Origin of the sequence: Thermus brevis, from assembly GCF_026427635.1 — a bacterium.
Lineage (GTDB): Bacteria > Deinococcota > Deinococci > Deinococcales > Thermaceae > Thermus > Thermus antranikianii.
Map to the genome: position 1 here is coordinate 2,327,114 of NZ_CP102606.1, position 23,113 is coordinate 2,350,226.

The following is a 23,113-nucleotide window of genomic DNA, read 5'->3' on the forward strand; positions in this document are numbered from 1 at the left end:
TGTGAAGGCCCAGTGAAAAACTACGGGGTACCCAGGACGCGGTTTAGGAGTTCGGCTACCTCGGGATGGGGACGGAGACGGAGCTCCTCCCGCAAAAGAACCTTGGCCTCCTCCCTTCTGCCCTGCTCCAACAAGGCCTTGGCCAAGGTAAACCGCGCCAGGGGGTAAGAAGGCTCCATCGCCAGGACCTGCCGGGCAAGGAGCTCCGCCTCTTTGGCCCGCCCCAGGGCCAGGACCACCTCGGCAAGCCCCCAGCGGGCATCCAGGTTCCCCGGGTCCCCGGCCAGCACCAGGCGGTAGCTGGCCTCCGCCTCCCCGTAGCGCTTCATGTGGTAAAGAAGCCTGGCGTAGCGGACCCGGATGTCGGGGCTGTCCAGGAGGGCCAGGGCCTTCTCGTAAAGGGGCTTGGCCTCGCCGTGGCGGCCCTGCAGGTAAAGGGCGAAGGCCAGCTCGCCCAAGGCCTCCGCATCGTCCGGGAAAGCGGACACCGCCCGGCGCAAGAAGGCTTCCGCTCCGGCTGGGTCCGGGGGAAGCCTCTTCCTGCCCTCGTAGAAGCTTCTCCGCTCCCGGAAGGGCACGGGGTCCGAGGGGTAGCCCTCGAGGCCCACTTCATCCAAGGCCATGGCCCGCACCTGGCTCAGGCGGTCCGCTTGGGGCAGGTAGCGGAACAGGTTGCCCTCCACCTTGGCAGAAAGGACCACCGCCTCCCCGCTCCGCACCTCCACCCGGAAGGCCCGGGTCCCCTCAGGGCCCAGGAGGCGGAAGACCACCTCCCCCTCAGGACCCGGCACCGGGCGCACCACGGGAGCAGCAAGAAGCTTCCGCCTCACCCCCTTGCCCAAGACCGCCCCTTCCCCGGCAGGAAGCGTCTCCTGCCCCAAGGCCACCTTCCCCCGGTACAGGGAAAGCCGGGCCCCGCCTTCCCGGGAAAGACGGAGGTGGGTCCCGGTGGGCCGCACCTGGCCCTCCGGAGTGGAAAGGACCAGGGGCAGGGGTTTGTCCCGCACGGCCTCCACCCCTCCTCCTTCCAGGCTCACCTGCACCCTATTCCCCCCACCCCAAAGGCTCCGCCAGCGCCGGGCTTCCCCTTTAGCCTCGGGGCTAAAGGCCAGCTCCAGCCCGGGAAGCCGCACCACCTCCCCCGCCGGCACCTCCCCGAAGGCCTTGGAACCCAAGGGAGCAGGGAAGATGGGCAGGCGGGCCAAGGCGATCAGGGCCACCATGAGGAGAAGAAGCCTTCCCACCGGGGCCCTCTGGCCCGGGCGGGGCCTGGGCAAGAGGAGAAGGAAGGTGCTTCCCTGGCCGAGACGGCTTCTCAGGCGCACCTCGCCCCCGTGGGCCTCGAGGACCCGCTTCACCAGGGCAAGCCCAAGCCCCGTCCCCTCCACCTCCCCCCGGGTGGAGGCCCGGTAGAAGGGTTCAAAGACCCTTTCCTGCTCCTCCTTGGGGATGCCAGGGCCCGTGTCGGAAACCGCAATGCCGTACTGCTCCGGGCCCACCAGAAGGCGCACCGCCACCCGCCCCCCTTCCGGGGTGTACTTGATGGCGTTGTTGACCACGTTGAGCACCGCCTGGTACAGCCACTCCCGGTCCCCGTAGACCCAGGCCTCCCGCTTGGGCAGGATCAGGCGCAGGGCGATGCCCTTCCTTCGGGCCAGGGGGCGCATCTCCTCCGCCACCTGCAGAAGGAGGGCCTTCAGGTCCACCCGCTCGCTTTTCAGCCGAACCCCCTGGCCCAGGCGCAGGTACTCCCGGGCCTTGTTGAGGAGGTCCTGGATGCGCCGGGCGCTCTTCTCGGCAATGGAAAGAAGCTCCTTGGCTTCCTCCGGCAGGCCCTCCACCTCCAGGGTGAGCTCGAGGGCCCCGAGAACGCTCATGAGGGGGTTTTTGATCTCGTGGAGGAGAAGGCCAAGGAGCCTCGAGGTTTCCTCTTGGCTCTTCAGGAGGGCCAGTTCCCTCTCCCTAAGCTCCAAAACCTCCCGGAAGACCTTAAGGAGAAGCCTAAGCGCCTCCCTTACCTCTTGGGAGGGGGGTGGTCCCTCCCAGTAGAGGGCAATCTCGCCCTCCTCCCAAAGCTTCTCCCCCCTCAAGGGCCCTTCGGGAAGGACCTCCCCCCGGAAAAGAACCCGCACCGGGTAGCGGCGGAGGACCTCCGCCAAAAACCCCAGGTCCGTGGGCAGGGCTTGGAGCATCTGGATAAGCCTACTCCAGGGCCTTGAAAACCCTGTGAAAGGTTAGGGCCTTGGGGCCATCACCACCAGGAGAAGGGCGGGGTTGGCCGACTCGTTCCGCACCCCGTGGGCCTCCCCTGAACGGGCCAGAGCCGCCATCCCCGGGACCAAAAGGGCCTCCTCATCCCCGATGCGCACCACCACCTCGCCCTCCAGAACGTAGTACACCTTATCGGAGCCCTCGTGGGCGTGCACCTTCTGGGCCTGGCCCGGAAGAAGGGCGTAGAGGTCAAAAAACATCTTGTCCGAGAAAAAGACGGGGATTTTCGCCATCTTTTCCGGGTTGTACTGAACCAGACTCTTCAGGTCCTTGATCTCCATGCCCTCAAGTCTACTTGACGGGAACGAGGCGGCGCACTAGACTAACCTTTGCGCGCCGGGGAGTAGCGCAGCCTGGTAGCGCACACGCTTGGGGTGCGTGTGGTCGTCGGTTCAAATCCGGCCTCCCCGACCAAAACCCCCGCCCACACGGGCGGGGTTTTGTTGTTGAGGGTCCCTTGGGGTCTGCCCTGGCCGTGCCAGGGTGGGTGGCTTATGCCCGGCCCACGGTCCCCATCAGCTCAAACTTCTCCCGGATCACCTGCTTGAGGTAGTCCCGGCCCCTGCCGATGATCTTGCGGGGGTCAAACTCCTTGGGGTTCCCCACCACCACCTCGCGGATTCCCAGGGTCATGGCCAGGCGCAGGTCGGTGTCGATGTTGATCTTGGCGATGCCGTTGGGAATGGCCTTTTTGATGTCCTCGTCGTGGATGCCCGTGGCCTCCTTGAGCTCGGCCCCCGTGGCCAAGAGCTTCTCCTTAAGCCAGGTGGGAACCCCGCTCGCCCCGTGGAGCACCAGGGGGATGGAAACCCGTTTGCTGATCTCCTCGAGGCGCTTGTGGTCGATGTAGGGCCGGCCCTTCCCCTTGTAGGCCCCGTGGCTGGTCCCGATGGCGATGGCCAGGTAGTCGATCCCCGTTTCCGCCACGAAGCGCTCCGCCTCCTCGGGGTCGGTGAGGAAGGCCTCCGCCTCCGACACCTGGATGTTGTCCTCGATGCCCTGAAGCCGGCCTAGCTCCGCCTCCACGCTCACCCCCACCGCATGGGCCGCCTCCACCACCTTCTTGGTCTCGGCCACGTTCTCCTCAAAGGGATGGTGGCTGGCATCGATCATCACGCTGGTGAAGCCCGCCCTCAGGGCCTGCATCACCATCTTGAAGTCGGCCCCGTGGTCCAGGTGGAGGACCACGGGCACCTTGGTGCGGCTGGCCATGTCCTTCACCAGGTTGGCCAGGTTCTCCATCCCAGCGTACTTCCTGGCCCCGTCGGAAACCTGGATGAAGACCGGGGCCCTTAGCTCGTCGGCCACCTCGAGGATGGCCTGGGTAATCTCCAGGTTGTTGGTGTTGAAGCTGGGAACCGCATAGCCTTCGCGCCGCGCCTTGTCCAAAACCTCCTTACCTATCGCCAAGGGCATAAAGCACCTCCTTTAGCTCCTTAAGGTTATCAGCCACGGGCCGTTTGTTGAAAAGGGCGCTTCCCGCCACGGCCACGTCCGCACCCGCCCGGTACACCTCGGCCACGGTATCCCGGTTCACGCCCCCATCCACCTCAATGAGGCAGGAGGGATTCAGCCTATCCCGCATCTCCTTGAGCCGGCGAAGCCTTCCCGTGGAGGTGGGGATGTATTTCTGCCCTCCAAACCCCGGGTTCACGCTCATGAGGAGGGCCAGGTCCAGCTCGGGCAACAGGGGCTCAAAGGCCTCGAGGGGCGTGGCGGGGTTGATGGCAAGCCCAGCCTTCTTGCCCAGCTCCTTCACCTTCTGCACCGCCCGGTGGGCGTGCGGGGTGGCCTCGAAGTGCACGGTGATCACATCTGCCCCGGCGCGGGCAAAGTCCTCCAGGTACCTCTCCGGCTGCACGATCATCAGGTGCACGTCCAGGGGCAGGGAGGTCACCCGCCGCACCGCCTCCACCAGAAGGGGCCCGAAGGTGAGGTTGGGGACGAACACCCCATCCATCACGTCTAGGTGGATCCAGTCCACCCCTGCCGCCTGGGCTTCCTCGATCTGGTCCTTCAGCCTCGCCAGGTCCGCCGTGAGGATGGAGGGCGCAAATTTGAGCATCCTTTCCCCCTAGGCCACCCGCAGGTGCCCCCGCTCGATGGCCAGCTCCCGCATCTTAACCAGATAGTAGGCGATGATGAGCTGGGTCAGGGCCAGGGGATAGCTCTGCCCCGCCTTATCCCAGAAGGTACCCACCAGGCTGGGGTCGAAGTGCTCGGCATGGTGGCCCAGATGATCCCAGATGATGCGCTCAAAGGCCTGGGCCTGCTCGGGGGTCACGTTGCCGGTGATGTCCAGGATGTCCGCCTCCTTCCGGGTTTCCAGGCGGATCAGGGCCTCGTCCTCGTAGGCGGAGTGGAGGACCTCGGAAAGATCCAGGCGGGGCAGGGTGTGCTTGAGGGTGATCCTCACGTTCAGGGTGCTGGGGTTTTCCGGATCGTAGCCCGCTGGCCGGTAGAAGCGCACGATGATGTCCGCATGCTCCTTCTGCGGCCAGATAAAGGCCCGGGAGTCGGGCATCCGCCTTTCGATGTCGGCGATGACCTCCTCCGGGGTGTAGCCCCGCTTGGCCACATCCCGCTTCACCTTCCACTCCCGCCTGAGTTCCTCCTCGGGGTCCAGGTAGACGGTGAGGTGGTAGCGGCTCCTCAAGGCCGGGGAAAAAAGGGTAAGGAGCCCTTCCAGGACCACCACCCGGGGGATGAGCCGGCCCTCCTCCTCCACCGCCCGGGGGGCAGGGATGTAGACCGGCGGGTCAAAGGTACCCGTGGAGTGGTTGTACACCGGCTTCAGGATGGGTTCCCCCTCGGAAAGAAGCCTCACGTGCTGCTCCATGATGTCCATGTAGTTGCACTCCGGGTTCAAGGGGGTGATGCCCAGCTCCTTGCGCTGCTTGCGGTCGTACTTGTGGTAGTCGTCCACGCAGATGTTGGTGGTGCGCTCCACCCCCAAAAGCCGGGCGATCCCCGCAGAAATGGTGGTCTTCCCCGCCCCGGAGTCTCCGGCAATCCCTAACATAAAAGGCCTATGGGGCATCTTCCTCCTCCTTTTCCTCCTCCCTAAAAACCGAGCTGGCGTAGATGTCGTCGGCGGTGATGGTCATGAGTTCCTCTGGGGTCACCGGCCCCGCCTTCTGGTAAAGCCGGTAAGCCTGCCTGAGCTTGAAGCGGTCCAGGGCGTTGCGCACGCTCCGGGCGTAGGCGAAGTTGGGAAGGCGCATGCGGCGTTCCAGATACTCCAAAAAGGCCTTTTCCGCCTCCTCGGTGAAGCGGTAGCCCTGCTTTTCCAGCATGAGCTTGCCGATCTGGAAGAGCTCCTCGGCGCTATAGGGGGGAAACTCAATGTGGTGGGCGATGCGGGAGCGCATCCCCGGGTTCAAGGCGAAGAACTCCTCCATGCGGTCCTTGTAGCCCGCCAGGATCACCACCAGGTCCTCCCGCTGGTTCTCCATGACCTGGAGGAGGATCTCGATGGTTTCCTGGCCGTAGTCCCGCTCATTTTCCGCCCGGTAGAGGCTATAGGCCTCGTCGATGAAGAGAACACCCCCCATGGCCCGCTTCAGGACCTCCTTGGTCTTGGGGGCGGTGTGGCCGATGTACTGGCCCACCAGGTCATCGCGGCTCGCCACCACCAGGTGGTCGCGGCGGATGTAGCCCAGCTTGTGCAGGATGGTGGCCATCCTCAAGGCCACCGTGGTCTTGCCCGTGCCCGGGGGGCCCACAAAGGCCATGTGCAGGGTGGGGCGATCGGCGGTAAGTCCCAGCTCCCGGCGGAGCTTGTCCACGGAGAGGTAGGCGGCGATCTCCCGGATCCTCTGCTTAACCGGCCTAAGACCCACCAGCTCCCGCTCCAGGGTTTCCAGCACCGCCTCGATCTCGGGGTTCTTGACCACCGCCAGGTTTTGGCCTTGGGTTTCCTGCATAACCCTCCTTGATTTAGCTAAGGGGCCCCGGGCACGGCCGGGACCCCCAGACCCTTCGGACTACTCCTGGTAACGCTCGCCTTCCGGCCTCATGGTGGCGTAGGCCTCGAGGGTGTACTTGAGCCTGCGCCCATCGCTCCAAAGCTGCCGGTGCAAGCGGAAGCCAGGCTCCTTCTTAGGCCGGTGGGCGATGAAGGAAACCCTTTGCGCCTGCCACATGGGGGAGGGGTCGTAGCCGTTGATCTTGATGTAGTGGTTAGGGAAGGCCTCGCGACACTTCTGGAACTCGTACATGGCCGCCGCCGCGTCCTCCAGGTCAAACATGGGCAGGCCCCACATATTCCAGTACACGTTGTAAGGGCTGGGGTCGTCGGTGTACTCGATGGAAACCGCCCAACCGTTTCGGATGATGTACTCGATCTGGGCCCGGATCTCCTCGTCCGTGAGATCGGGCAGGTAGGAGAAGGTACCTTGGGTGATCCGCATTGCTCTCAACTCCTTTCCTTAGTTGCTGGGCGTAGGCACCACATCCGGGGTGTCGGTGGAGGCAAAGTCAAAGGTGACGCTACCCCAGGTTTCCAAGGCCGCCGCCAAGGCCGGGGAGTGCTGGGCCGCCTTCTTTAGAATCTCGGGGCCTTCCGCCAGGATGTCCCGGCCCTCATTGCGAGCCTTCACCATGGCCTCGAGGGCCACTCGGTTAGCAGTGGCTCCCGCCTGGATGCCCATGGGGTGGCCGATGGTGCCCCCGCCGAACTGGAGCACCACATCGTCCCCGAAGAGGGAGAGGAGAAGGTGCATCTGGCCGGCATGGATTCCACCGGAGGCCACGGGCATCACCGCGGGCAGGTAAGCCCAGTCCTGGTCAAAGTAGATGCCCTTCACGGGATCCGCCTTCACGTACTGCTCCCGGAGGATGTCGTAGTAACCCCGCACCAGGTTGGGGTCCCCCTCCAGCTTGCCCACGGCGGTGCCGGCATGGATATGGTCCACTCCCAGCATCCGCATCCACTTGGCCAAGACCCGGAAGTTGATGCCGTGGTTCTTCTGGCGGGTGAAGGTGGCGTGGCTGGCCCGGTGGAGGTGAAGGATCATGCCGTTTCTGTGGCACCAGTTGGAAACGGACTGCAAGGCAGTGTAACCCATGGTGAGGTCCACCATGACGATGATGGAGCCGATTTCCTTGGCGAACTCCAGGCGCTCGTAGACATCCTCCATGGTGGCGGCGGTCACGTTCATGTAGTGGCCCTTGCGCTCCCCCGTGACCTGCTCCGCCTTCATCACCGCTTCCTGAGCGTAGAGGAAGCGGTCCCGCCAGCGCATGAAGGGCTGGGAGTTGATATTCTCGTCGTCCTTGGTGAAGTCAAGGCCTCCCGCTAGGGCCTCGTAGACCACCCGGCCGTAGTTCTTCCCGGAAAGCCCCAGCTTGGGCTTCACCGTGGCCCCGAGGAGCGGGCGGCCGTACTTGTTCAGCATGTCCCGCTCCACGGGAATCCCGTGGGGAGCCCCCTTGAAGGTCTTGAGGTAGGCTACGGGAACGCGGAGGTCCTCGAGGCGAAGAGCCTTGAGGGCCTTAAAGCCGAAGACGTTCCCGATGATGGAGGAGGTCATGTTGGCGATGGACCCCTCCTCAAAAAGCGCCAGGTCGTAGGCGATCCAGGCGAAGAATTGCTCGGGGTTCCCCGGCACGGGCTCCACCCGGAAGGCCTTGGCCTGGTACCGGTCCAAGCTGGTGAGGCGGTCGGTCCAGACCACCGTCCAGGTGGCGGTGGAAGACTCTCCGGCCACCGCCGCCGCCGCCTCCTCGGGCTCAATCCCTGGCTGGGGAGTCACCCGGAAAAGGGCAATGGTGTCCGTTTCCTTGGGCTCGTAGTCGGGCTGCCAGTAGCCCATCTGTTTGTACTCCACTACCCCGCCCTTCTTGTACATGGCCTTTTTATCCGTCATGCTTCCCTCCTAGTAGGCCACGGGGCTGATGCCCCGAAGCTTTTCAAGCTGGTGCCAGGCTTCCACCTTCCTCAGGGTGCGGGTGGCCCCGCGGATCACCAGGCTTTCCGTCCAAGCCCGGCTTTCCCCGTAGCGCACGCCCCTCAGGAAGGGGCCGTCAGTGATGCCGGTGGCGGCGAAGTGGGTGTCCTCGGCCGAGCAAAGTTCGTCCAAGGTGTACACCCGGTCCAGGTCATACCCGGCATGCACCACGTTCCAGCGCTCCTCCTCGCTTTGCGGGTCCAGGCGCATCTGCATCCCACCCCCCAAAGCCCGCACCGCCACCGCGGCGATCACGCCTTCCGGGGTGCCCCCGGTGCCCATGAGGACATCAATGCCCGTGTCGGGCAAAACGGCGGCCAAGGCCCCGCCCACATCCCCATCCGTCTGCAGGCTGATGCGAGCCCCCGCCAGGCGGATCTCCTCAATCAGGCGCTGGTGCCGGGGTTTGTCCAGGACAAACACCGTGAGCTCCCGCACCTCCTTCTTCAGGGCGCGGGCGATCTCCTTCAGGTTGTCGGCCACAGAGGCCTTTAGATCGATGGCCTCCTTGGCCCCGGGCCCCACCACCAGCTTGGCCGCGTAGAAGGCCGGACCCGGGTTGAAAAGAGTGCCTTCCGGGGCAGCGGCGATCACGCTGATGGCCCCCGGGCGGCCCAGGGCGAGAAGCCTCGTGCCCTCCACTGGGTCCACGGCTAAGTCCCAGAGGAGACCTTCCCCTTGGCCCAGAACCTCCCCGTTATAGAGCATGGGGGCTTTGTCCTTCTCCCCTTCCCCGATCACCACCCGGCCGCGGAAGTCCAGGCTGTTGAGGAGAAGGCGCATGGCCTCCACCGCCGCCCGGTCGCCCCCTTCCTTATCCCCCCGGCCCACATAGCGGGCGGAGGCCAAGGCAGCCGCCTCTGTGGCCCGCATGAGGTCCAGGCCTAGGTTGCGCGTGGGCATAGCCATGCGCTTACCTTAGATGGGGGGTTTTATTATTGCAATCATATGTTTTCGGGCATACCATAAGCCCATGCTCATATCTAGAAACGCTAAACTGCCCAACCCCGCCGCATTACGGGTCTTCGTCACGGTGGTGGAGGAAGGAGGAGTGGGCCGGGCAGCCTTGGCCCTGGGCATTACCCAGCCGGCGGTGAGCCAGTACCTGAGGGCTTTGGAGGAGCAGGTGGGGCATCCCCTCTTTGAACGCCAGGGGCGGCACCTGGTGCTTTCCCGGGTAGGACAGGCCCTTCTGCCCGAGGCAAGGCGGGTGGTGCAGGCCCTGGAGGAGTTCCAGCGGGTTTCCCAGGCCATGGGCCGGTTGGAACTGGGGGAGGTTACCCTGGGAGCCGCCACCACCATGGCCACCTACGTGCTTCCCCTTTTCCTGAAGAACTTCCACGACGCTCATCCCGGGGTAAGGGTGCACGTGGAAAGCGGCTCCTCCGAGCGCCTGGCGGAGCGCCTGCTTATAGGGGAAGTGGAGTTCGCTGTCCTGGAGGGTGTGGAGCACTGGGAAGGCTACGAGCGCCACCTCTTTTACGAGGATGAGCTGGTCCTCATCGTGCCCCCCGACCACCCCTGGGCCGGGCGGGAAACCATCCCCCCCGAGTGGTTAAAGGAGGAAACCCTCATCGTGCGCAAGCCCGGCTCCATGACCTGGCGGGCCCTGGAACGGGCTTTTGAGCAAGCGGGCTTGGAGCTTAACCCTACCTTCTACACCGACAACAACGAGGTCACCAAGCGCCTGGTGCTGGCGGGAGCTGGGGTCGGGATCGTAAGCCGGGTGGTGGTCCAGCCCAACCTGAAGGTGGGGAACCTCAGGGCCCTAAGGCTGGCTGCGCCCGTGGGGGAAATCCGCCGCTACTTCTGGCTGGTGCACCCCAAGAACGTGGCCAATCCGGCAGCCCGGACCCTCATCTCCCTGCTTCGCTCCTAGTGAGGCGCATGGCTAGGGCCAGGGCCACCACCATGAGGGAAAGGAGCCCAAGCTCCGCCAGAACCGCCATGAAGGCGGGGTCTGCCAGGTCAAACTTCTCCACCGCCTCTGCGGTCAGCACCAGGATGCGGCGGATGGCGGCGATGAGCCCGATGACCAGAAAGGGAGTGGCCTCGAGGGTCCCTTCCTTGGCGAAGCGCAGAAGGGTGTAGAGGATTTCCGCCAACATCAAGGCGAGAAGCACGCGGTCCAAAAGGCCCAGGGCCACCTCCCCGTAGTCCCCCTTCATCAAGTGGTGCATCCCCTCCACCAGGGTGGAAAGAAGCAGCACCGCCGCCCCGCCGGCGATGAGAAAGCCAGCGAAGAGGTAGATTACCGTTTCCGTTAGCTGGAGAACCCGGTAAGCGTCCCGCTTCACCGCCTTAGTCTACATCGTTGAGGTAGGTGAAATCCCCCTGCTCCTCCAAAAACTTCTGCATCTCGTAGGGGGAACGGATCCCTTCCTCCCCTGGGAAAGGACCTTCCATCCAGTGGGGCGGGGCCTCCGGGGGTGGAACCTGGAAGCCGTAGAGGTAGTAAAGGGCCCAGTACCCATGTGCATCCTTCAGGATCACCGCATCCCCATACCCGTCCTCCAGCACCTTCACCGCCTGCTTCCTGGCCTCCTGGTAGGGCATTTCTGAGTAGTCCATGCGCACCTCCTACTTGGACTCGTTGATGAAGAGGGTATAACCATTGTCCTCCAGCCAACGGGCCTGGTCGTAAGGATCCAGGAACTCCTCAGGGGAAGCCTTGGGTCCTTCCACCCAGTCCGGGGTCTCGTCCGGGTCCGGGGCCTTGCGCCCGTACCAGCTGTAGAAGTAGTAGAGGGCGTAGTATCCTCCCTCCCCCTCGAGGACCAAACCCTCCCCCAGCCCATCCACCAGAATCTTCAGCGCCTTGGCCTCCGCCTCCCGGTGGGTCAGCTGCCGCATAACACCTCCGTCATCACCAGGTAGTCGGTGGTGATCCGGTCCTTGGCCATGGGGCGGAACACCCGGTTGGCGAACTCCACGTGCAGGGGATGGTCCCGGTAGAAGGAAACCACCTCCGGCCCCTCAAAGAGGACGGAAAGCCAGTAGCGGTAGCGGGCCCCTTCGGAAAGGGCCTCCCCGTAGCGGAGACCACAGACCCCGGGAATCTGAAGCAGGACCTCCTCGGCCTTCTTCACCATCTCCCGCACCTCCTCGGGACTCGCCTCGGCGTTGAACACGATCAGGTGCTCCACCATCCTCTCACCTCCAGGTAGGAAAGGTCCACCACCACCCTCTCCCCGGCCCTTGGCCCCTGGAGCACAGGTGCAGGGTTCCCGGGCTCCCCCAGGTGAGGAAGAAGGGCGCGGGCTTCTTGGTAATCCTGGTCCAGGGTGTAGAGGCTTGGGGTGATGAGCACGGGGAAACCCGCCCCCAGGGCGCTCAGGAGGCCATTGCGGGAATCCTCCACCACCACCCCCTCCTCCGGGGCCAGGCCCAGGCGTTCCTGGGCCAGGAGGTAGATGCCGGGATCCGGCTTCTTCCTGGCCACCACATCCCCGGCCAAAACCAGGGAAAACCAGCCCAATAGACCCGTGCCCTCCAAAAAGGCCTCGGCGTTTTCCGGGCTGGTGGTGGTGCAAAGGGCCAGGGTCACCCCCGCCTCCCGGGCTTCCGCAAGAACCCGGCGAACCCCTGGCCGCAAGGCAACCCCTTCCTCCCGCAGAAGCCTCAGGTAAAGGTCCGTCTTGTACCGGTGGACCTCGGCGATCTCCTCCCAGGAAAGCCCAGGCGCCTCGGGGGTTTCCTCCAGGGCCCGCTTCAGGCGCTCCTTCCCCCCCGTGGTCCAAAGCAAGCGGGCGTAGGTTTTCTGGTCCCAGTAAAGGGGAAGGCCAAAGTGGGCGAAGGCCCGGTTGAAGGCCTCCCGGTGGAGTTCCTCGGTTTCCGCCAGGGTGCCATCCAAATCCCAAAGAAGGGCCTTCAGCTTCTCCACCATAGGCGCATCCGGGCCATGGCCAAGTCCTTAAGGCCTTCCTTCATGGCCGCCATCAAGCTCAGGTAGTCTTCCGCCTCCACCTTCTTCAGAACCGAGGCGGCCTCGAGGGCCAGATCCGCATACAGGTTGATCTTGCGAATCCCCCTCGCCACCAAAGCCCGGTACTCCTCCGGGCTCAACCCCGAGGCCCCGTGGAGGACCAGGGGCACGGGAAGCTGGCCCAGCTCCTCCAAAAGGGGCAGGTTCAAGCGCACCGGCCCCTTGTGCAGGCCGTGGCGGGTGCCGATGGATACCGCCAAAGCATCCACCCCGGTTTCCTCCAGGTAACGCCTGGCTTCCACGGGATCCGTGTAGGCCACCAGTTCCTGGGAAACCTCCCCCCCGTAACCTCCCGGCACCGCCCCCACTTCCCCTTCCACCGTGGCCCCGTAGGCCCGGGCCACCTCCACCGCCAGGCGGGTCAGGTGGATGTTCTCCTCGAGGGGCAGGTGGCTTCCATCCAGCATCACGCTGGTAAACCCGAGCCTTAAGGCTTCCACCACCTCCCTCAGGTTTTCCCCGTGGTCCAGGTGCAGGGCCACGGGGACCTTGGCTTCTTCCGCCAAAACCCTAAGCCCAGGTGCCAGGGCCCTTAAGGGCGGCCCCCCCAAATGGGGAGCTACGCTGAGGATGACGGGAAGGCCCAGGGTTTCCGCTCCCTCCAGGATGGCCTCCGCCCACTCCAGGCCCACCACGTCAAAGGCCCCCACCGCCCGGCCCTTCTCCGGCAGAACCCCCCGCAAGGTGGCCAGCATTCCTCCCCCTAAGCTCCAAAGACCATGCCCTCACCCCGCATCCCCAAGAAGCGCGGGACAACCCCATGGACGTCCACCCGGGCGCACTCGGCCACATCCTCCCCCAAACCCACCCCCACCAGGGCCTTGGCGGCCTCGCTGCTGGAAAGGACAGGGAACGAAGGATTCTCCGCCAGGAAAAGGGCCAGATGGGCCATCTCCCCTTCCGGGGAAAACCCCAGGGCCTTCAGGCGCTTTCCGATGACCCCAGCAGTATAGAGATCGTCCAAGGCCATCTGGCCCTCCTTCCCCGCACAGATCAGGTGCACCTCCTCCCCTGTTTCCCTGGCTTTTTCCGCCACCGCCCGGGCATTTTGCAAGGAACCGAGAAGGATGTGCCTGGCTCCCAGGGCGGCATGGGCGGCCCGGGTGCCGTTGGTGGTGGCCATGATCACGGCCTTCCCCGCCACCCTTTCCACCTCCCGGGGGGAGTTACCCAGGTCAAACCCCTCCGGGGGAAGCCCTCCCACCTCCCCGGCCAGGATTTCCCCCTCCTGGCGCAAAGCCCGGGCCGCCTCCACCCCTGGGGCCAGGATCAAAGCCTTGGCCCCCGCCCTTAAGTACAAGCCCGCGGTGGTGGTGGCCCGGATCACATCCACCACGATGGCCGTGCCCCGGTAGGTGCCGGGAAGGGGCAAGGGATCCACCCTAAACCTCATAGGAGTTCTTCCAAGGCCCCCGCCACCCTTTCCGGGATGAAGCCCAGCTTCTCGTAGACCTCAGGGTAAGGGGCGCTGGCTCCGAAGCGGTCCAGACCCACCACCTTGTGGGCGTACCGCTCCCAGCCCAGGGTAGCCCCCGCCTCCACCGCCACGGTGGGGAGGCCCGGGGGAAACACCTCCCGCCTATACTCCTCCGGCTGGGCGGCAAAGAGTTCAAAGGAAGGCAGGCTCACCACCCGCACCCGGCGGCCCTTCTCCGCCAAAAGGGCCCTGGCCTTCAAGGCCAGGTGCACCTCGCTACCCGTGGCCACCAGGATCCCCTCAGGATTCTCCACATCCTCGAGGATGTAGCCTCCCTTCAGGGCTCCCTTGGCCTTTTCCGGGGAAAGGAGGGGAACTGCCTGGCGAGTGAGGATGAGGGCCGTGGGACCCTCCTTGCGCTTTAAGGCCACCTGCCAGGCGTAGAAGGTCTCGTAGGCGTCGGCGGGGCGGATGACCCAGAGGTTGGGCATGGCCCTCAGGCTCATGAGGTGCTCCACGGGCTGGTGGGTGGGGCCATCCTCCCCCAGGGCGATGGTGTCGTGGGTGAAGACGAAGACCGTGGGGGTGCCCATGAGGGCCGCCAGGCGGATGGCCGGGCGCATGTAGTCGGAGAAGACCAGGAAGGTGCCTCCGTAGGCCCGGTAGCCCCCGTGCAGGTTCAAGCCGTTCAGAATGGCCCCCATCCCATGCTCCCGAACCCCGTAGTGGATATAGCGCCCCGTGGGGTTTTGGGGGGAGAAGTCCGCCATGCCCTGGGCCTGGGTGTTGTTGGAGGGAGTGAGGTCGGCACTCCCTCCAAGAAGCTCGGGCATCCTGGGGGCGATGGCATCCAGAGCCTTACCGCTGGCTGCCCGGGTAGCCACGGGCTTGTCAAAGGCTGGGGGTTCCTCGGGAAGGGAGGGAAGGTCGCCCTTTAAGCGGCGCAAAAGCTCCTGGTGCAGGTCGGGATAGGCCCGGGCATAGGCCTCCATGAGTTGTTCCCAGGCTTCCTGCCAAGCCCTTCCCTTTTCCCGCATGTCCATGTGCCGGTAGACTTCCTCGGGCACCTCAAAGGGAGGATAGGGCCAGCCCAGGTTTTGGCGGGTGGCCTCCACCGCCTCCGGACCCAAGGGCTCCCCGTGGGCCTTGTGGGAGTCCTGCTTGGGGGAACCGTAGCCGATGTGGCTCCGCACGGCGATGAGGGAGGGCCTTTCGTCCAGCTGGGCCAGGCGGATGGCGTGGCGGAGGGCCTCGAGGTCGTTGGCATCCTCCACCCTGAGGGTGTGCCATCCATAGGCCCGGTAGCGTGCCAGGACATCCTCGGTGAAGGCCAGGTCGGTGGAGCCGTCAATGGAGATGTGGTTGTTATCCCAAAACACAATGAGCTTGGAAAGCTTCCAGTGGCCTGCCAAGGAGCTGGCCTCCCCGGAAACCCCCTCCATCAGGTCCCCATCCGAGGCCAGCACGTAGGTGTAGTGGTTCACCACCTCGTAGCCCGGGCGGTTGAACTCCGCGGCGAGCTTCCTCTCCGCCAGGGCCATGCCCACGGCGGTGGATATACCCTGGCCCAGGGGGCCGGTGGTCACCTCCACCCCTGGGGTGTGGCCGTACTCGGGGTGGCCCGGGGTCTTGGAGCCCCACTGGCGAAAGCGCTTGAGCTCCTCGAGGGGAAGGTTATAGCCCGTGAGATGGAGGATGGCGTAAAGAAGCATGGACCCATGCCCTGCGGAAAGGACAAAGCGGTCGCGATCCGGCCAGTTCGGGTCCAGGGGATTGTGGCGCATGACCTCCCGATAAAGGAGGTAGGCTAGGGGAGCCATCGCCATGGGCATGCCGGGGTGGCCGCTTTTGGCCTTTTCCACGGCATCTATGGCCAAAAACCGTATGGCGTTCACCGAAAGGCGGGTGAGGTCCTTGGTCTCGGTCATGTTGCCTCCAGGGTACGCCCCCGTGAAGGAGGGCACAAGCGGAGCCAGGGAGCCCTACTATAAGCCGAGGCTTATGTAGAACCCCGTTTCCCCCGGTGAAAGACTATACCCTCTTCCGCCCCCCTCCCTCCTTGCTGAGGCTCCGGGCCAGCTTTCAGGGGTCAGTCCGTAGCCGTGCCACAATCGGGGCGTCTACCCCTTCGTCAGCGACAATCTTCACGCCACCTTCTCAGGGACCGGGTAGTACACCTCTGCCCCGAGGGTTGCGGCTGCATAGAGCAACGCTGCCCTTAGACCCTCTGGCGTAAGGCGGGGGTGGGCAGCTAGAACCTCCTCGGGTGTTTCCCCAGCAGCCAAACGGCGGAGGATCTCCTCCACGGTGATCCGGGTACCGGCCACCACGGGCTTGCCCAGCATCACCTCGGGATCCCTGATGACCCGGGCTTCCATATGTCCTCCAGCATACCACCCCGAACCTCTCGGCAGCGGATAGCAAAGGTGTTTTCCAAATCGCTCCCTTACCCGAGGACCATCCGCTTGCCTTGGCCCCCCAGGGCTGCTAGAATCCTCTAGGTGTGGGCGCCCGTAGCTCAGCAGGATAGAGCGGGGGCTTCCTAAGCCCTAGGCCGGGGGTTCGAATCCCTCCGGGCGCACCAAGAAAGCCCGCCCCCAGGGGGGCGGGCCCTTGATTTTTGCCGGGGCCCCCGCCCTGGCGAAGCCAGGGTGGGATGGTATTAGAAGCGGCTGGTACGGCGGCCTCGAGGCGATCCCCCCCGGGAGGCAGCACCCGCATAGGCTTCAGGGAGAACCTCCACCCGCTTAGCCCTTTCCAGCTTCACCCCCTGCACCTCGGAAAGCCTCGGCAGGTCCTGGGGGCGGAGGTCCACGTAAAAGCCCTCCTCTCCCTGGGCGATCTTGCCCACCTCGAGGCCCGCTTCCTTCAAGAGGGCCACCAGCCGGGGCAGGGTGAGCCTGGGCCCCGTGGCCTTGAAGGTAAGCCAGCCCTCCTCGCCGGTAAGAAGGCTTTTCTCCTTGGGTGCCCCGCCCAGGAGAAGGGCCATGAGGGCCGCCACCACCTCCACCCGCCCCTCGGCGAACAGACGGCTGGCGAAATCCTGGTACAGCTTGTAGTCCCTCTCGGGTACCCGGGCCAGACGGGCCAGGAGATGGTGCCACTTGGCCTCGAGGACTTCCTCGGGCGTGGGGGGATTCACCCGCTTGAAGGTGCGGCCCACGGCCCTTTCCAGCTCGGAAAGCTCCCGCCTTTCCCGGGGGCCGTAGAGGATCACCACCTCACCCCCCCGCCCGGCCCTGCCCGTGCGCCCCGAACGGTGCTGGTAGGTTTCCGGCTTGTCGGGGAAGCGGTAGTGCACCACCAGGTCCACCTCCGGGATATCCAGGCCCCGGGCGGCCACATCCGTGGCCACCAGAACCCTTACGTCCCCTTCCCGAAAGGCCCTCATGACCCTTTCCCGGTCCGTCTGGGAAAGATCCCCGTGGATGGCCCGCGCCGGGTGCCCGAGGCGAAGAAGCCCCGTGGCCACCTCCTCGGTCTCCGCCTTGGTACGGGTGAAAACGATGGCCCGCTTGGGGGCCTTGACAAAAAGGATATCGGAGAGGAGGGAAAGGCGGTCCCCAGGAGCGGGAATGGCCTCCTCCTGGTAGGTGATGCCCTCCTCCCGCACCACGTTGATGACCACCGGGCTTTTCATGTACCGCTCCGCCAGCTTCTTGGCCCAAGAGGGCAGGGTGGCGGAGAAGAGAAGGGTCTGGCGCTCCTTGGGGGTGGCGGAGAGGATGGCCTCCACCTCCTCCTCAAAGCCCATGGAGAGCATCTCATCGGCCTCGTCCAAGACGGCGATCCGCACCTGGGAAAGGTCCAAGGCCCCTTGCCGCAAGTAGTCCAGGGCCCGCCCCGGGGTGGCCACCACCACATCGGCTCCCCGGGCCAGCTCCTCCTTCTGCTTGCCGTAGCCCGTGCCCCCGTACACCGTGACCACCTTGAGGTGGGGGGCCACCGCCTGCAACTCCCCGGAAACCTGGAGGGCCAGCTCCCGGGTGGGGGTCAGCACCAAGGCCCTGGGGAGGCGGCCCCGCTCCTTGGAGGCCTCCAGGGCCTGGGCAATGGGCAGGGCAAAGGCCAGGGTCTTGCCGGTGCCCGTGCGGGCCTGGCCGATGAGGTCCTTGCCCTCGAGGGCCAGGGGCAAGGCCGCCGCCTGGATGGGGGTGGGGGCGGTGATACCCCGGCGCAAAAGGGCTTCCTTAATCTCGTCCTTCAGGGGAAAGTCTTTGAACTCCATTCTCTCTCGCTTCCCGGGCCCCACCCGCGCCCGAAAAGGAGGGGCAAAGCCCGTAAACCTTTCAAGTTTAGTGAACTAGAGCACGAATGTCAAGGGAATGACCTCCACCCTTTCCCCTTCCCTGGCATCCTGGTCGGGGGGGAGGACCACCAGGGCGTTGCCCAGGGCCATGGAGCGCAAGACCCCGCTGGACTGGCTCCCGGTGGTGCGCACCACAAACTCCCCCTCAAAGGAGAGCACCCCGCGGCGGAAGACCTTTTTGCCCTGGGCGCCCTTAAAGGGGGTAAGGACCCTGGCCTCGAGGGAGCGGTAAGGGGGGTCGGTGCGGCGCTGGAGCCGGAAGAGAAAGGGTCTGCCGTAGAGGAAGAAGGTAACCATGCTGGAAACCGGGTTTCCCGGAAGCCCAAGGATGGGAAGCCCACCCAAACGGGCCAGGAGCAGGGGCCCCCCAGGCTGCTGCTTCACCTTCCAGAAGACCAATTCCCCCGCTGTCTCCAAAACCTTACGCACCACATCGTACTCCCCCATGGATACTCCCCCGGAGGTAAGGAGGAGGTCCAGGGGCCCTGCCGCCTCCAGCTTCTCCAACACGGTTTCCGGCCTGTCCTCCACCTTGCCCAAAAGGACGGGCTCACCCCCCGCCTCCTTCACCAATCCCAGAAGGCTGTAGGCGTTGGAGTTATAAACCCCCCCAAAGGGCAGGGGCACCCCTGGCTCCACCACCTCATCCCCCGTGGAAAGGATGCCTACCCGGGGGCGCCGGAAGACCTTAAGGCGCGGGTAGCCCATGGCCGCCGCCAGCCCCAGCCTTCCCGGGGTGAGGAAGTCCCCCCGGCGCAGGTACACCTCTCCCTTCCTTAGGTCATCCCCTTGGGGCCGGATGTCCTTGGGGCTCGCCGGGGCGAAGAGGAGCACGTAGTCCCCTTCCCGCCGGGTGTCCTCCACCCGGATAACGGCATCCGCGCCCTCCGGAATGGGAGCCCCCGTGTAGACGGCCACCGCCTCCCCCTTCCCCACCCGTCCGGCAAAGGGTCTTCCCGCCGGCGACTCCCCGATGACCCTGAGGCGCACCGGGTTCTCCCGGCTCGCCCCCAGGGTGTCCTCCTCTCGGCAAGCGTAGCCATCTATGGCGGTGTCGTCCTGGTCGGGGTGGTTCACCAAGGAAACCAGGTCCTCCGCCAGGACGCGGCCATAGGCTTCCTTCAGGGGTACCTCCTCCACGGGAAGCTCCCCCCTGGCCTCCGCCAAGACCAGCTCCAACGCTTCCTCCACGCTGATGCCCGTGCGCATAGGCCCAGTCTAGGGCAAAGGCCAAGGCCTCAGGAAGAAGATTCCCGGTAGGCCGCCCGCAAGCGGCCAAAGGTCCAGGGCCAAAGGGCGATCCCCACGGCGTAAAGGCCCAGGGTAAGGGCAAAGAGGTTGTTGAAGGCGACAAGGCCCCAGGCCTCCTGCACCATGCCGGACAAGGCACTCCCCAAGGCAAAGAGAAGGCTCCAGAGCGCGGACTCCATCAGGAAGAAGCCCGGGCGCTCGTCTTCCTCCAGGTAGTCCATCACCAAGGCGGCGTACACAGGCCCAGCAGCGTTCATGAGGGCTCCCCGGATGAGGAGGGCCACGGTAACCAGGGGTAGCCAAGGGACCCAGGCCAGGATGGCCATAAAGGGCAGGGACAAGGCCTGCACGAACACGATGGCCCCCAGTTTCCCAAGCCGGCGCACCAGAAGGGGCTGGAGCAACATGGCCACCCCAGTAGCCAAGGCGGAAAGGGCGAAGACCAGCCCCGTGGTTCCGTAGCTGAGGCCAAACTTTTCCCGAAGGTACAGGTTCAAGAAGGGGATGACCAGCCCGGCCCCAAACCCGATCACCGCCTGGGGCAAAAAGAGGCGCAGCCAAATCCCAAACCGCCCCCTCAGCCTGGGGGGTGTTCCCTGCCCTTCGGGAAGGCCAACCAGAAAGGGAAGCGTCAGGAGGAAAAAGGGAAGGGCGAAGAGGATCACCCACCTGGCCCCCACCCATTCGGAAAGGGCACCGGCCAGAAGGGTGGAGAAAAAGCCCGAGGCAGTGGTCAAGGCCGCCTGCAGGCTGAAAAGGGAAACCCGCCTCTCGGCAGGGATCAACCGGGCCATGAGAGGTGCCCCCGCCCCCTGCACCAAGGCTCCCGCCAGCCCGTACCCCGCCAACGAGGGGAAGACCAGCAGACCAAGCCCCAAAAGAAGCCCGCTTCCCACCGCCAGGGCCAAAGCCAGAAGAAAGCTCTTCCGGTAGCCCAGGCGGGGGATGAGGTAGGCCAGAGGGAGGGCAGAAACCACGCCCACCAGAAGAAGCAGGGCCTGGGCAAGCCCTATGGCCTGGCGGCCATAGCCTAGGCCCTCGAGGTGAAAGTTCAGGAAAAAGTAGATGAGGTTAGCCCCGAAGGACCAGAGGAAGCTGGCCGCGAGGAAGCGATAGGCTGGTGAACCGAGTATATACTTCACAAAACCCTTCTCCGAGGAAACAAGCCCGGATCCAAGGCCCCTACCCCTGTCGGCATGGGCAGTGAGGCGCCAGGGAACAGGCCCCGCACCGGGGCTTACGGGCCAGGCACACGTACCGCCCGTGAAGGACCAGGGCGTGGTGGACGAACACCCACTCCTCCTTGGGGAAAAGGGCCTCCAGTTCGGCCCCAATCCTTTCGGGAGCCTTGGCCAGGGAAAGGCAAAGCCTCCGCGCCAGGCGGGCCACATGGGTGTCCACGGCGATACCCGGCACGCCGAAGGCCGCTCCCAGGACCACGGTGGCCGTCTTCCAACCCACCCCGGGCAACTTCATCAGGGCCTTTTTATCCCTCGGCACCTCCCCCCCATGCTCCTCCACCAGCCTCCGGGCCAGGGCCACCAGGTTTTTGGCCTTGGTGCGGTAAAGGCCGATGCGCCGGATATAGGGCTCCACCTCCTCGGGAGTCGCCTTGGCTAGGGCCTGGGGGTCGGGGAAACGGGCAAAGAGGGCCGGGGTGGCCTCGTTTACGCTTTTGTCCGTGGCCTGGGCGGAAAGCACCGTGGCCACCAAAAGCTGGAAGGGGTTATTGTGCTTTAGCTCCGTTTTAGCCCCCGGATACGCCGCCTTCAGGGCCTTCAGGATGGCCAAGGCCCGCGCTTTCTTCTCCTTTTGCCCTTCCTTAGGGCAACCCACGGGGTCTACTCTACAATGAAGGCGTGGAAAAGCCCAAGCTGGGCCTCATCGTGCGGGAGCCCTACGCCAGCTTCATCGTGGACGGAAGGAAGACCTGGGAGATCCGCAAACGCCAGACCCGACACCGGGGTCCCTTGGGGATCATCACCGGAGGGTATCTCATCGGCCAGGCGAACCTGCTGGACGTGCAGGGCCCCTTCACCGTGGAGGAGCTTCTGGCCCACCCGGAAAAGCACCTGGCGGAGGAGGCCTTTCTCAGGGCCTATGCCGGGGAACAGCCCCTTTACGCCTGGGTTTTGCACAACGCCTTCCGCTACGAAAAACCCCTCTTCGTACCCAAAAAGCCCGGTAGGGTCATGTTCGTGGATCTTTCCGAGGTATGGCCATAAGCCCCCCGTACCCCACGAAGACCAGGAGGTCGGGATCCAAGGAAGCGATCACCTCCTGGCGGTGGGTGGCCACCACCAGGGTGATCCCCGCCTGCCGCACCAGCTTCCCAAGACCCAGGGCCACCCGCCTGGCGGTGGGCACGTCCAGGTGAGCGGCAAACTCGTCGATCAGGAGGAGGTCAGGGCGCTGGGCCAGTAGAAGGGCCAAGCGGTAGCGCTCCCGCTGGCCCGTGGAAAGCTCCTTCGGCCTGGCCCGGTAGAGCACGGCATCGGAAAGCCCCACCCGGTTTAACACCTCAATGGCCGCCCCCACATCCTGAAGCTGGCGGTAAAGCCGCTCCAAGATGGGCTCCTGGCCCAGGTCCACCTCCCGCTCCCCGGGGATATAGGCCACCCGCCTGCCCTCGGGTACCTCCACCTCTCCCCCCTCCGGGGGCTCCCCCAGGAGGAGGCGAAGGAGGGTGGTCTTCCCCGCCCCGCTGGCCCCGGCTAGGGCTACCACACTGCCTGGGGGAACCTCGAGGTCCGCCTCCCTAAGGATCGCCCGCTCCAACACCCGGGCCTTGACCCCGAAGGCCGCAAGGGTTTCCTGCACCTCTGGGGAAAGGTCGGAAAGGTCCAGGTGGCTCCGGTAGCCTTTACGAACCCCCACCAGCCGGATGGACCCCGGAAGCCCCCGCACCCTCCCGAAACGGGAAACGAAAAGCCTTCCCCCATGAGCCCTGGCGTAAGGGTCTTCCTTCAAAAACCGATCCAGGTAGTGCTCCGCCTCCTCCGTAAGGGGATAGGCCAGCACGGGCCTTCCCGAGGCGGTGTCGAAGAGGTAGCGGAAGCCCACCTTCTCAAAAAAGGGGTGGTAGCGGGCCATCTGGGCCACGGTGTACACCAGGTGTTTCTCCCGCCTTCCCTCGGGCACAGCCCGCTCCTTCACCCAGGCCAAAGCCAGCTCCACCAAAAGAGCCCCCAGGCCCTCCGAGCGGTAGTCGGGGTGCACCACCACCCGGGCGATGCGGCTGGCGGCGGTGTGCACCCGGTCCAAAGCGCTTTCCCAGTCCTTCCCGCCCTCAAAGGTCGGGTGGAACCAGTCCTTGGGAAAGATGCGCTCCCGGATGTTCCGCTCCACGCCCCCAGGAATCCTGCGGTGCATCCGGGGAATGGGGGGGTCCAAACGCACATAACCCAGGATCCTGGGCTCAAAGGGTAAGCGCTCCACCAGCTCCAGGATGAGAAAGCGGCTAGCCGGGGTAGAACCCCTGATCTCCTTTAGCCGGGCCTCCCCCCCGCATTCGCAAAGGGGTTTGGTGTTGGCGAAGAGGGTCTGGCCACAGCGGGGGCAGACCCATAGGGCCACCACCTCCTTCTCCGAGGCATAGTGGTACTGCTCCAGCTCGGCAATGGCCTCGAAATCGGCCTCATACATGGCCTCCCGCGCACGGAGGCGGTAGCGGTACACCTCGCCCCCTAAGGGGCTTTCCCTCACGTGGTCCAGCGTCCTGGAAAATAAGGGCCACAAGGGGAAAGCCCCCTCGAGGGCGTACTCGTCAAAGTCCAGAAGGGGTTTGCGGTATTCCGTGGCCAGCCTGACCCGGTCCCCGGGGCGAAGCCATTTGGCCGCATCCCCGGTCATGCGAAGCCTCAAGTTCCCCTCGAGGAAAACCTCCCCGAACCAGCGCCAGTAAACCCTCCGCTCCAGGACCCTCATGG

At 65.0% G+C, this 23,113-nt stretch carries 25 protein-coding genes and 2 tRNA genes; 4 read left to right on the top strand and 23 right to left on the bottom strand.

Annotated features, from left to right (window positions below):
* Positions 1-20: 20 nt before the first annotated feature.
* Together KQ693_RS12515 and KQ693_RS12520 are read right to left on the bottom strand one after the other, a co-directional pair.
* On the bottom strand, positions 21-2,192 hold the full coding sequence (locus KQ693_RS12515) for an ATP-binding protein (protein WP_267261504.1): 2,172 nt from the start codon (positions 2,190-2,192) through the stop codon (positions 21-23).
* Positions 2,193-2,234: 42 nt separating this feature from the next.
* Positions 2,235-2,552 carry a cupin domain-containing protein gene (locus KQ693_RS12520; protein ID WP_219759058.1) on the bottom strand — a complete coding sequence of 106 codons (318 nt, stop codon included), beginning with the start codon at positions 2,550-2,552 and terminating at the stop codon, positions 2,235-2,237.
* Between the two features lie 56 nt (positions 2,553-2,608).
* Between KQ693_RS12520 and KQ693_RS12525 the strand changes: the two genes are divergently transcribed.
* Positions 2,609-2,685, top strand: a tRNA-Pro gene (locus KQ693_RS12525).
* A gap of 78 nt (positions 2,686-2,763) precedes the next feature.
* On the opposite strand, the gene fba is transcribed toward KQ693_RS12525, so the two are convergent.
* Genes fba through glpX form a run of 7 tightly spaced genes read right to left on the bottom strand, consistent with a single transcriptional unit; the run spans position 2,764 to position 9,125 of the window.
* Positions 2,764-3,687, bottom strand: a complete 924-nt coding sequence (fba, locus tag KQ693_RS12530) for a class II fructose-1,6-bisphosphate aldolase (protein ID WP_267261505.1) — start codon at positions 3,685-3,687, stop codon at positions 2,764-2,766.
* A complete protein-coding gene (gene rpe, locus KQ693_RS12535) occupies positions 3,668-4,336 on the bottom strand; it encodes a ribulose-phosphate 3-epimerase (RefSeq protein ID WP_267261506.1) in 669 nt (222 codons plus the stop codon). The genes fba and rpe overlap by 20 nt, the downstream gene beginning before the upstream one ends.
* 9 nt (positions 4,337-4,345) lie before the next feature.
* A complete protein-coding gene (locus KQ693_RS12540; protein WP_267261507.1) occupies positions 4,346-5,293 on the bottom strand; it encodes a phosphoribulokinase in 948 nt (315 codons plus the stop codon).
* A 7-nt stretch (positions 5,294-5,300) separates the two neighbouring features.
* Positions 5,301-6,197 (bottom strand): CbbX protein, encoded by an 897-nt coding sequence (gene cbbX / locus KQ693_RS12545; protein ID WP_219759062.1) that lies wholly within the window; start codon positions 6,195-6,197, stop codon positions 5,301-5,303.
* 60 nt (positions 6,198-6,257) lie between these two features.
* Positions 6,258-6,683: a ribulose bisphosphate carboxylase small subunit gene (locus KQ693_RS12550; RefSeq protein ID WP_038032481.1), complete on the bottom strand. Its 426-nt coding sequence runs from the start codon at positions 6,681-6,683 to the stop codon at positions 6,258-6,260.
* Positions 6,684-6,701: 18 nt separating this feature from the next.
* On the bottom strand, positions 6,702-8,141 hold the full coding sequence (locus KQ693_RS12555) for a form I ribulose bisphosphate carboxylase large subunit (protein ID WP_219759063.1): 1,440 nt from the start codon (positions 8,139-8,141) through the stop codon (positions 6,702-6,704).
* Positions 8,142-8,150: 9 nt separating this feature from the next.
* Positions 8,151-9,125, bottom strand: coding sequence for a class II fructose-bisphosphatase (glpX, locus tag KQ693_RS12560; protein WP_267261508.1), 975 nt, complete (start codon positions 9,123-9,125; stop codon positions 8,151-8,153).
* 70 nt (positions 9,126-9,195) lie between these two features.
* Between glpX and KQ693_RS12565 the strand changes: the two genes are divergently transcribed.
* Entirely contained in the window at positions 9,196-10,101 is a 906-nt protein-coding gene (locus KQ693_RS12565) for a LysR family transcriptional regulator (RefSeq protein ID WP_038032486.1), read from the top strand.
* On the opposite strand, the gene KQ693_RS12570 is transcribed toward KQ693_RS12565, so the two are convergent.
* From KQ693_RS12570 to KQ693_RS12610, 9 genes are all read right to left on the bottom strand, one after another.
* A complete protein-coding gene (locus tag KQ693_RS12570; protein WP_267261509.1) occupies positions 10,079-10,519 on the bottom strand; it encodes a phosphate-starvation-inducible PsiE family protein in 441 nt (146 codons plus the stop codon). The two genes, KQ693_RS12565 and KQ693_RS12570, sit on opposite strands and share 23 nt — an antisense overlap.
* Before the next feature lie 4 nt (positions 10,520-10,523).
* Positions 10,524-10,793, bottom strand: a complete 270-nt coding sequence (locus KQ693_RS12575) for a hypothetical protein (RefSeq protein WP_054391935.1) — start codon at positions 10,791-10,793, stop codon at positions 10,524-10,526.
* Between the two features lie 9 nt (positions 10,794-10,802).
* Positions 10,803-11,075, bottom strand: coding sequence for a hypothetical protein (locus KQ693_RS12580; protein ID WP_054391934.1), 273 nt, complete (start codon positions 11,073-11,075; stop codon positions 10,803-10,805).
* The gene (locus KQ693_RS12585; RefSeq protein WP_267261510.1) at positions 11,063-11,371 is read right to left on the bottom strand and encodes a Dabb family protein; all 309 of its coding nucleotides are present in this window, start codon (positions 11,369-11,371) and stop codon (positions 11,063-11,065) included. The genes KQ693_RS12580 and KQ693_RS12585 overlap by 13 nt, the downstream gene beginning before the upstream one ends.
* The gene (locus KQ693_RS12590) at positions 11,356-12,108 is read right to left on the bottom strand and encodes an HAD-IA family hydrolase (protein WP_267261511.1); all 753 of its coding nucleotides are present in this window, start codon (positions 12,106-12,108) and stop codon (positions 11,356-11,358) included. Before KQ693_RS12590 ends, KQ693_RS12585 begins: the two co-directional genes overlap by 16 nt.
* Positions 12,093-12,902, bottom strand: a complete 810-nt coding sequence (locus KQ693_RS12595; RefSeq protein WP_267261512.1) for a class II fructose-bisphosphate aldolase — start codon at positions 12,900-12,902, stop codon at positions 12,093-12,095. The genes KQ693_RS12590 and KQ693_RS12595 overlap by 16 nt, the downstream gene beginning before the upstream one ends.
* An 8-nt stretch (positions 12,903-12,910) precedes the next feature.
* Positions 12,911-13,600 carry a 2-phosphosulfolactate phosphatase gene (locus KQ693_RS12600; protein ID WP_267261513.1) on the bottom strand — a complete coding sequence of 230 codons (690 nt, stop codon included), beginning with the start codon at positions 13,598-13,600 and terminating at the stop codon, positions 12,911-12,913.
* On the bottom strand, positions 13,597-15,552 hold the full coding sequence (gene tkt, locus KQ693_RS12605; protein ID WP_267261514.1) for a transketolase: 1,956 nt from the start codon (positions 15,550-15,552) through the stop codon (positions 13,597-13,599). Before tkt ends, KQ693_RS12600 begins: the two co-directional genes overlap by 4 nt.
* A gap of 216 nt (positions 15,553-15,768) precedes the next feature.
* Positions 15,769-16,002, bottom strand: a complete 234-nt coding sequence (locus KQ693_RS12610) for a DUF433 domain-containing protein (RefSeq protein ID WP_267261515.1) — start codon at positions 16,000-16,002, stop codon at positions 15,769-15,771.
* Between the two features lie 129 nt (positions 16,003-16,131).
* Between KQ693_RS12610 and KQ693_RS12615 the strand changes: the two genes are divergently transcribed.
* Positions 16,132-16,208, top strand: a tRNA-Arg gene (locus KQ693_RS12615).
* 78 nt (positions 16,209-16,286) lie between these two features.
* Here KQ693_RS12615 and KQ693_RS12620 read toward each other — a convergent pair.
* From KQ693_RS12620 to nth, 4 genes are all read right to left on the bottom strand, one after another.
* On the bottom strand, positions 16,287-17,852 hold the full coding sequence (locus KQ693_RS12620) for a DEAD/DEAH box helicase (protein WP_267261516.1): 1,566 nt from the start codon (positions 17,850-17,852) through the stop codon (positions 16,287-16,289).
* 75 nt (positions 17,853-17,927) lie between these two features.
* A complete protein-coding gene (locus tag KQ693_RS12625; RefSeq protein WP_267261517.1) occupies positions 17,928-19,142 on the bottom strand; it encodes a molybdopterin molybdotransferase MoeA in 1,215 nt (404 codons plus the stop codon).
* A gap of 29 nt (positions 19,143-19,171) precedes the next feature.
* Positions 19,172-20,326, bottom strand: coding sequence for an MFS transporter (locus KQ693_RS12630; protein WP_267261518.1), 1,155 nt, complete (start codon positions 20,324-20,326; stop codon positions 19,172-19,174).
* 40 nt (positions 20,327-20,366) lie between these two features.
* Complete coding sequence (gene nth / locus KQ693_RS12635) at positions 20,367-21,020, bottom strand: endonuclease III (RefSeq protein ID WP_015717876.1); 654 nt, start codon at positions 21,018-21,020, stop codon at positions 20,367-20,369.
* Between the two features lie 23 nt (positions 21,021-21,043).
* Here nth and KQ693_RS12640 point away from each other — a divergent pair, with 23 nt between their 5' ends.
* Entirely contained in the window at positions 21,044-21,409 is a 366-nt protein-coding gene (locus tag KQ693_RS12640; RefSeq protein ID WP_038070309.1) for an ASCH domain-containing protein, read from the top strand.
* Here KQ693_RS12640 and KQ693_RS12645 read toward each other — a convergent pair.
* Positions 21,375-23,111, bottom strand: coding sequence for a GNAT family N-acetyltransferase (locus tag KQ693_RS12645; protein ID WP_267261519.1), 1,737 nt, complete (start codon positions 23,109-23,111; stop codon positions 21,375-21,377). The two genes, KQ693_RS12640 and KQ693_RS12645, sit on opposite strands and share 35 nt — an antisense overlap.
* Between the last annotated feature and the right edge of the window lie 2 nt (positions 23,112-23,113).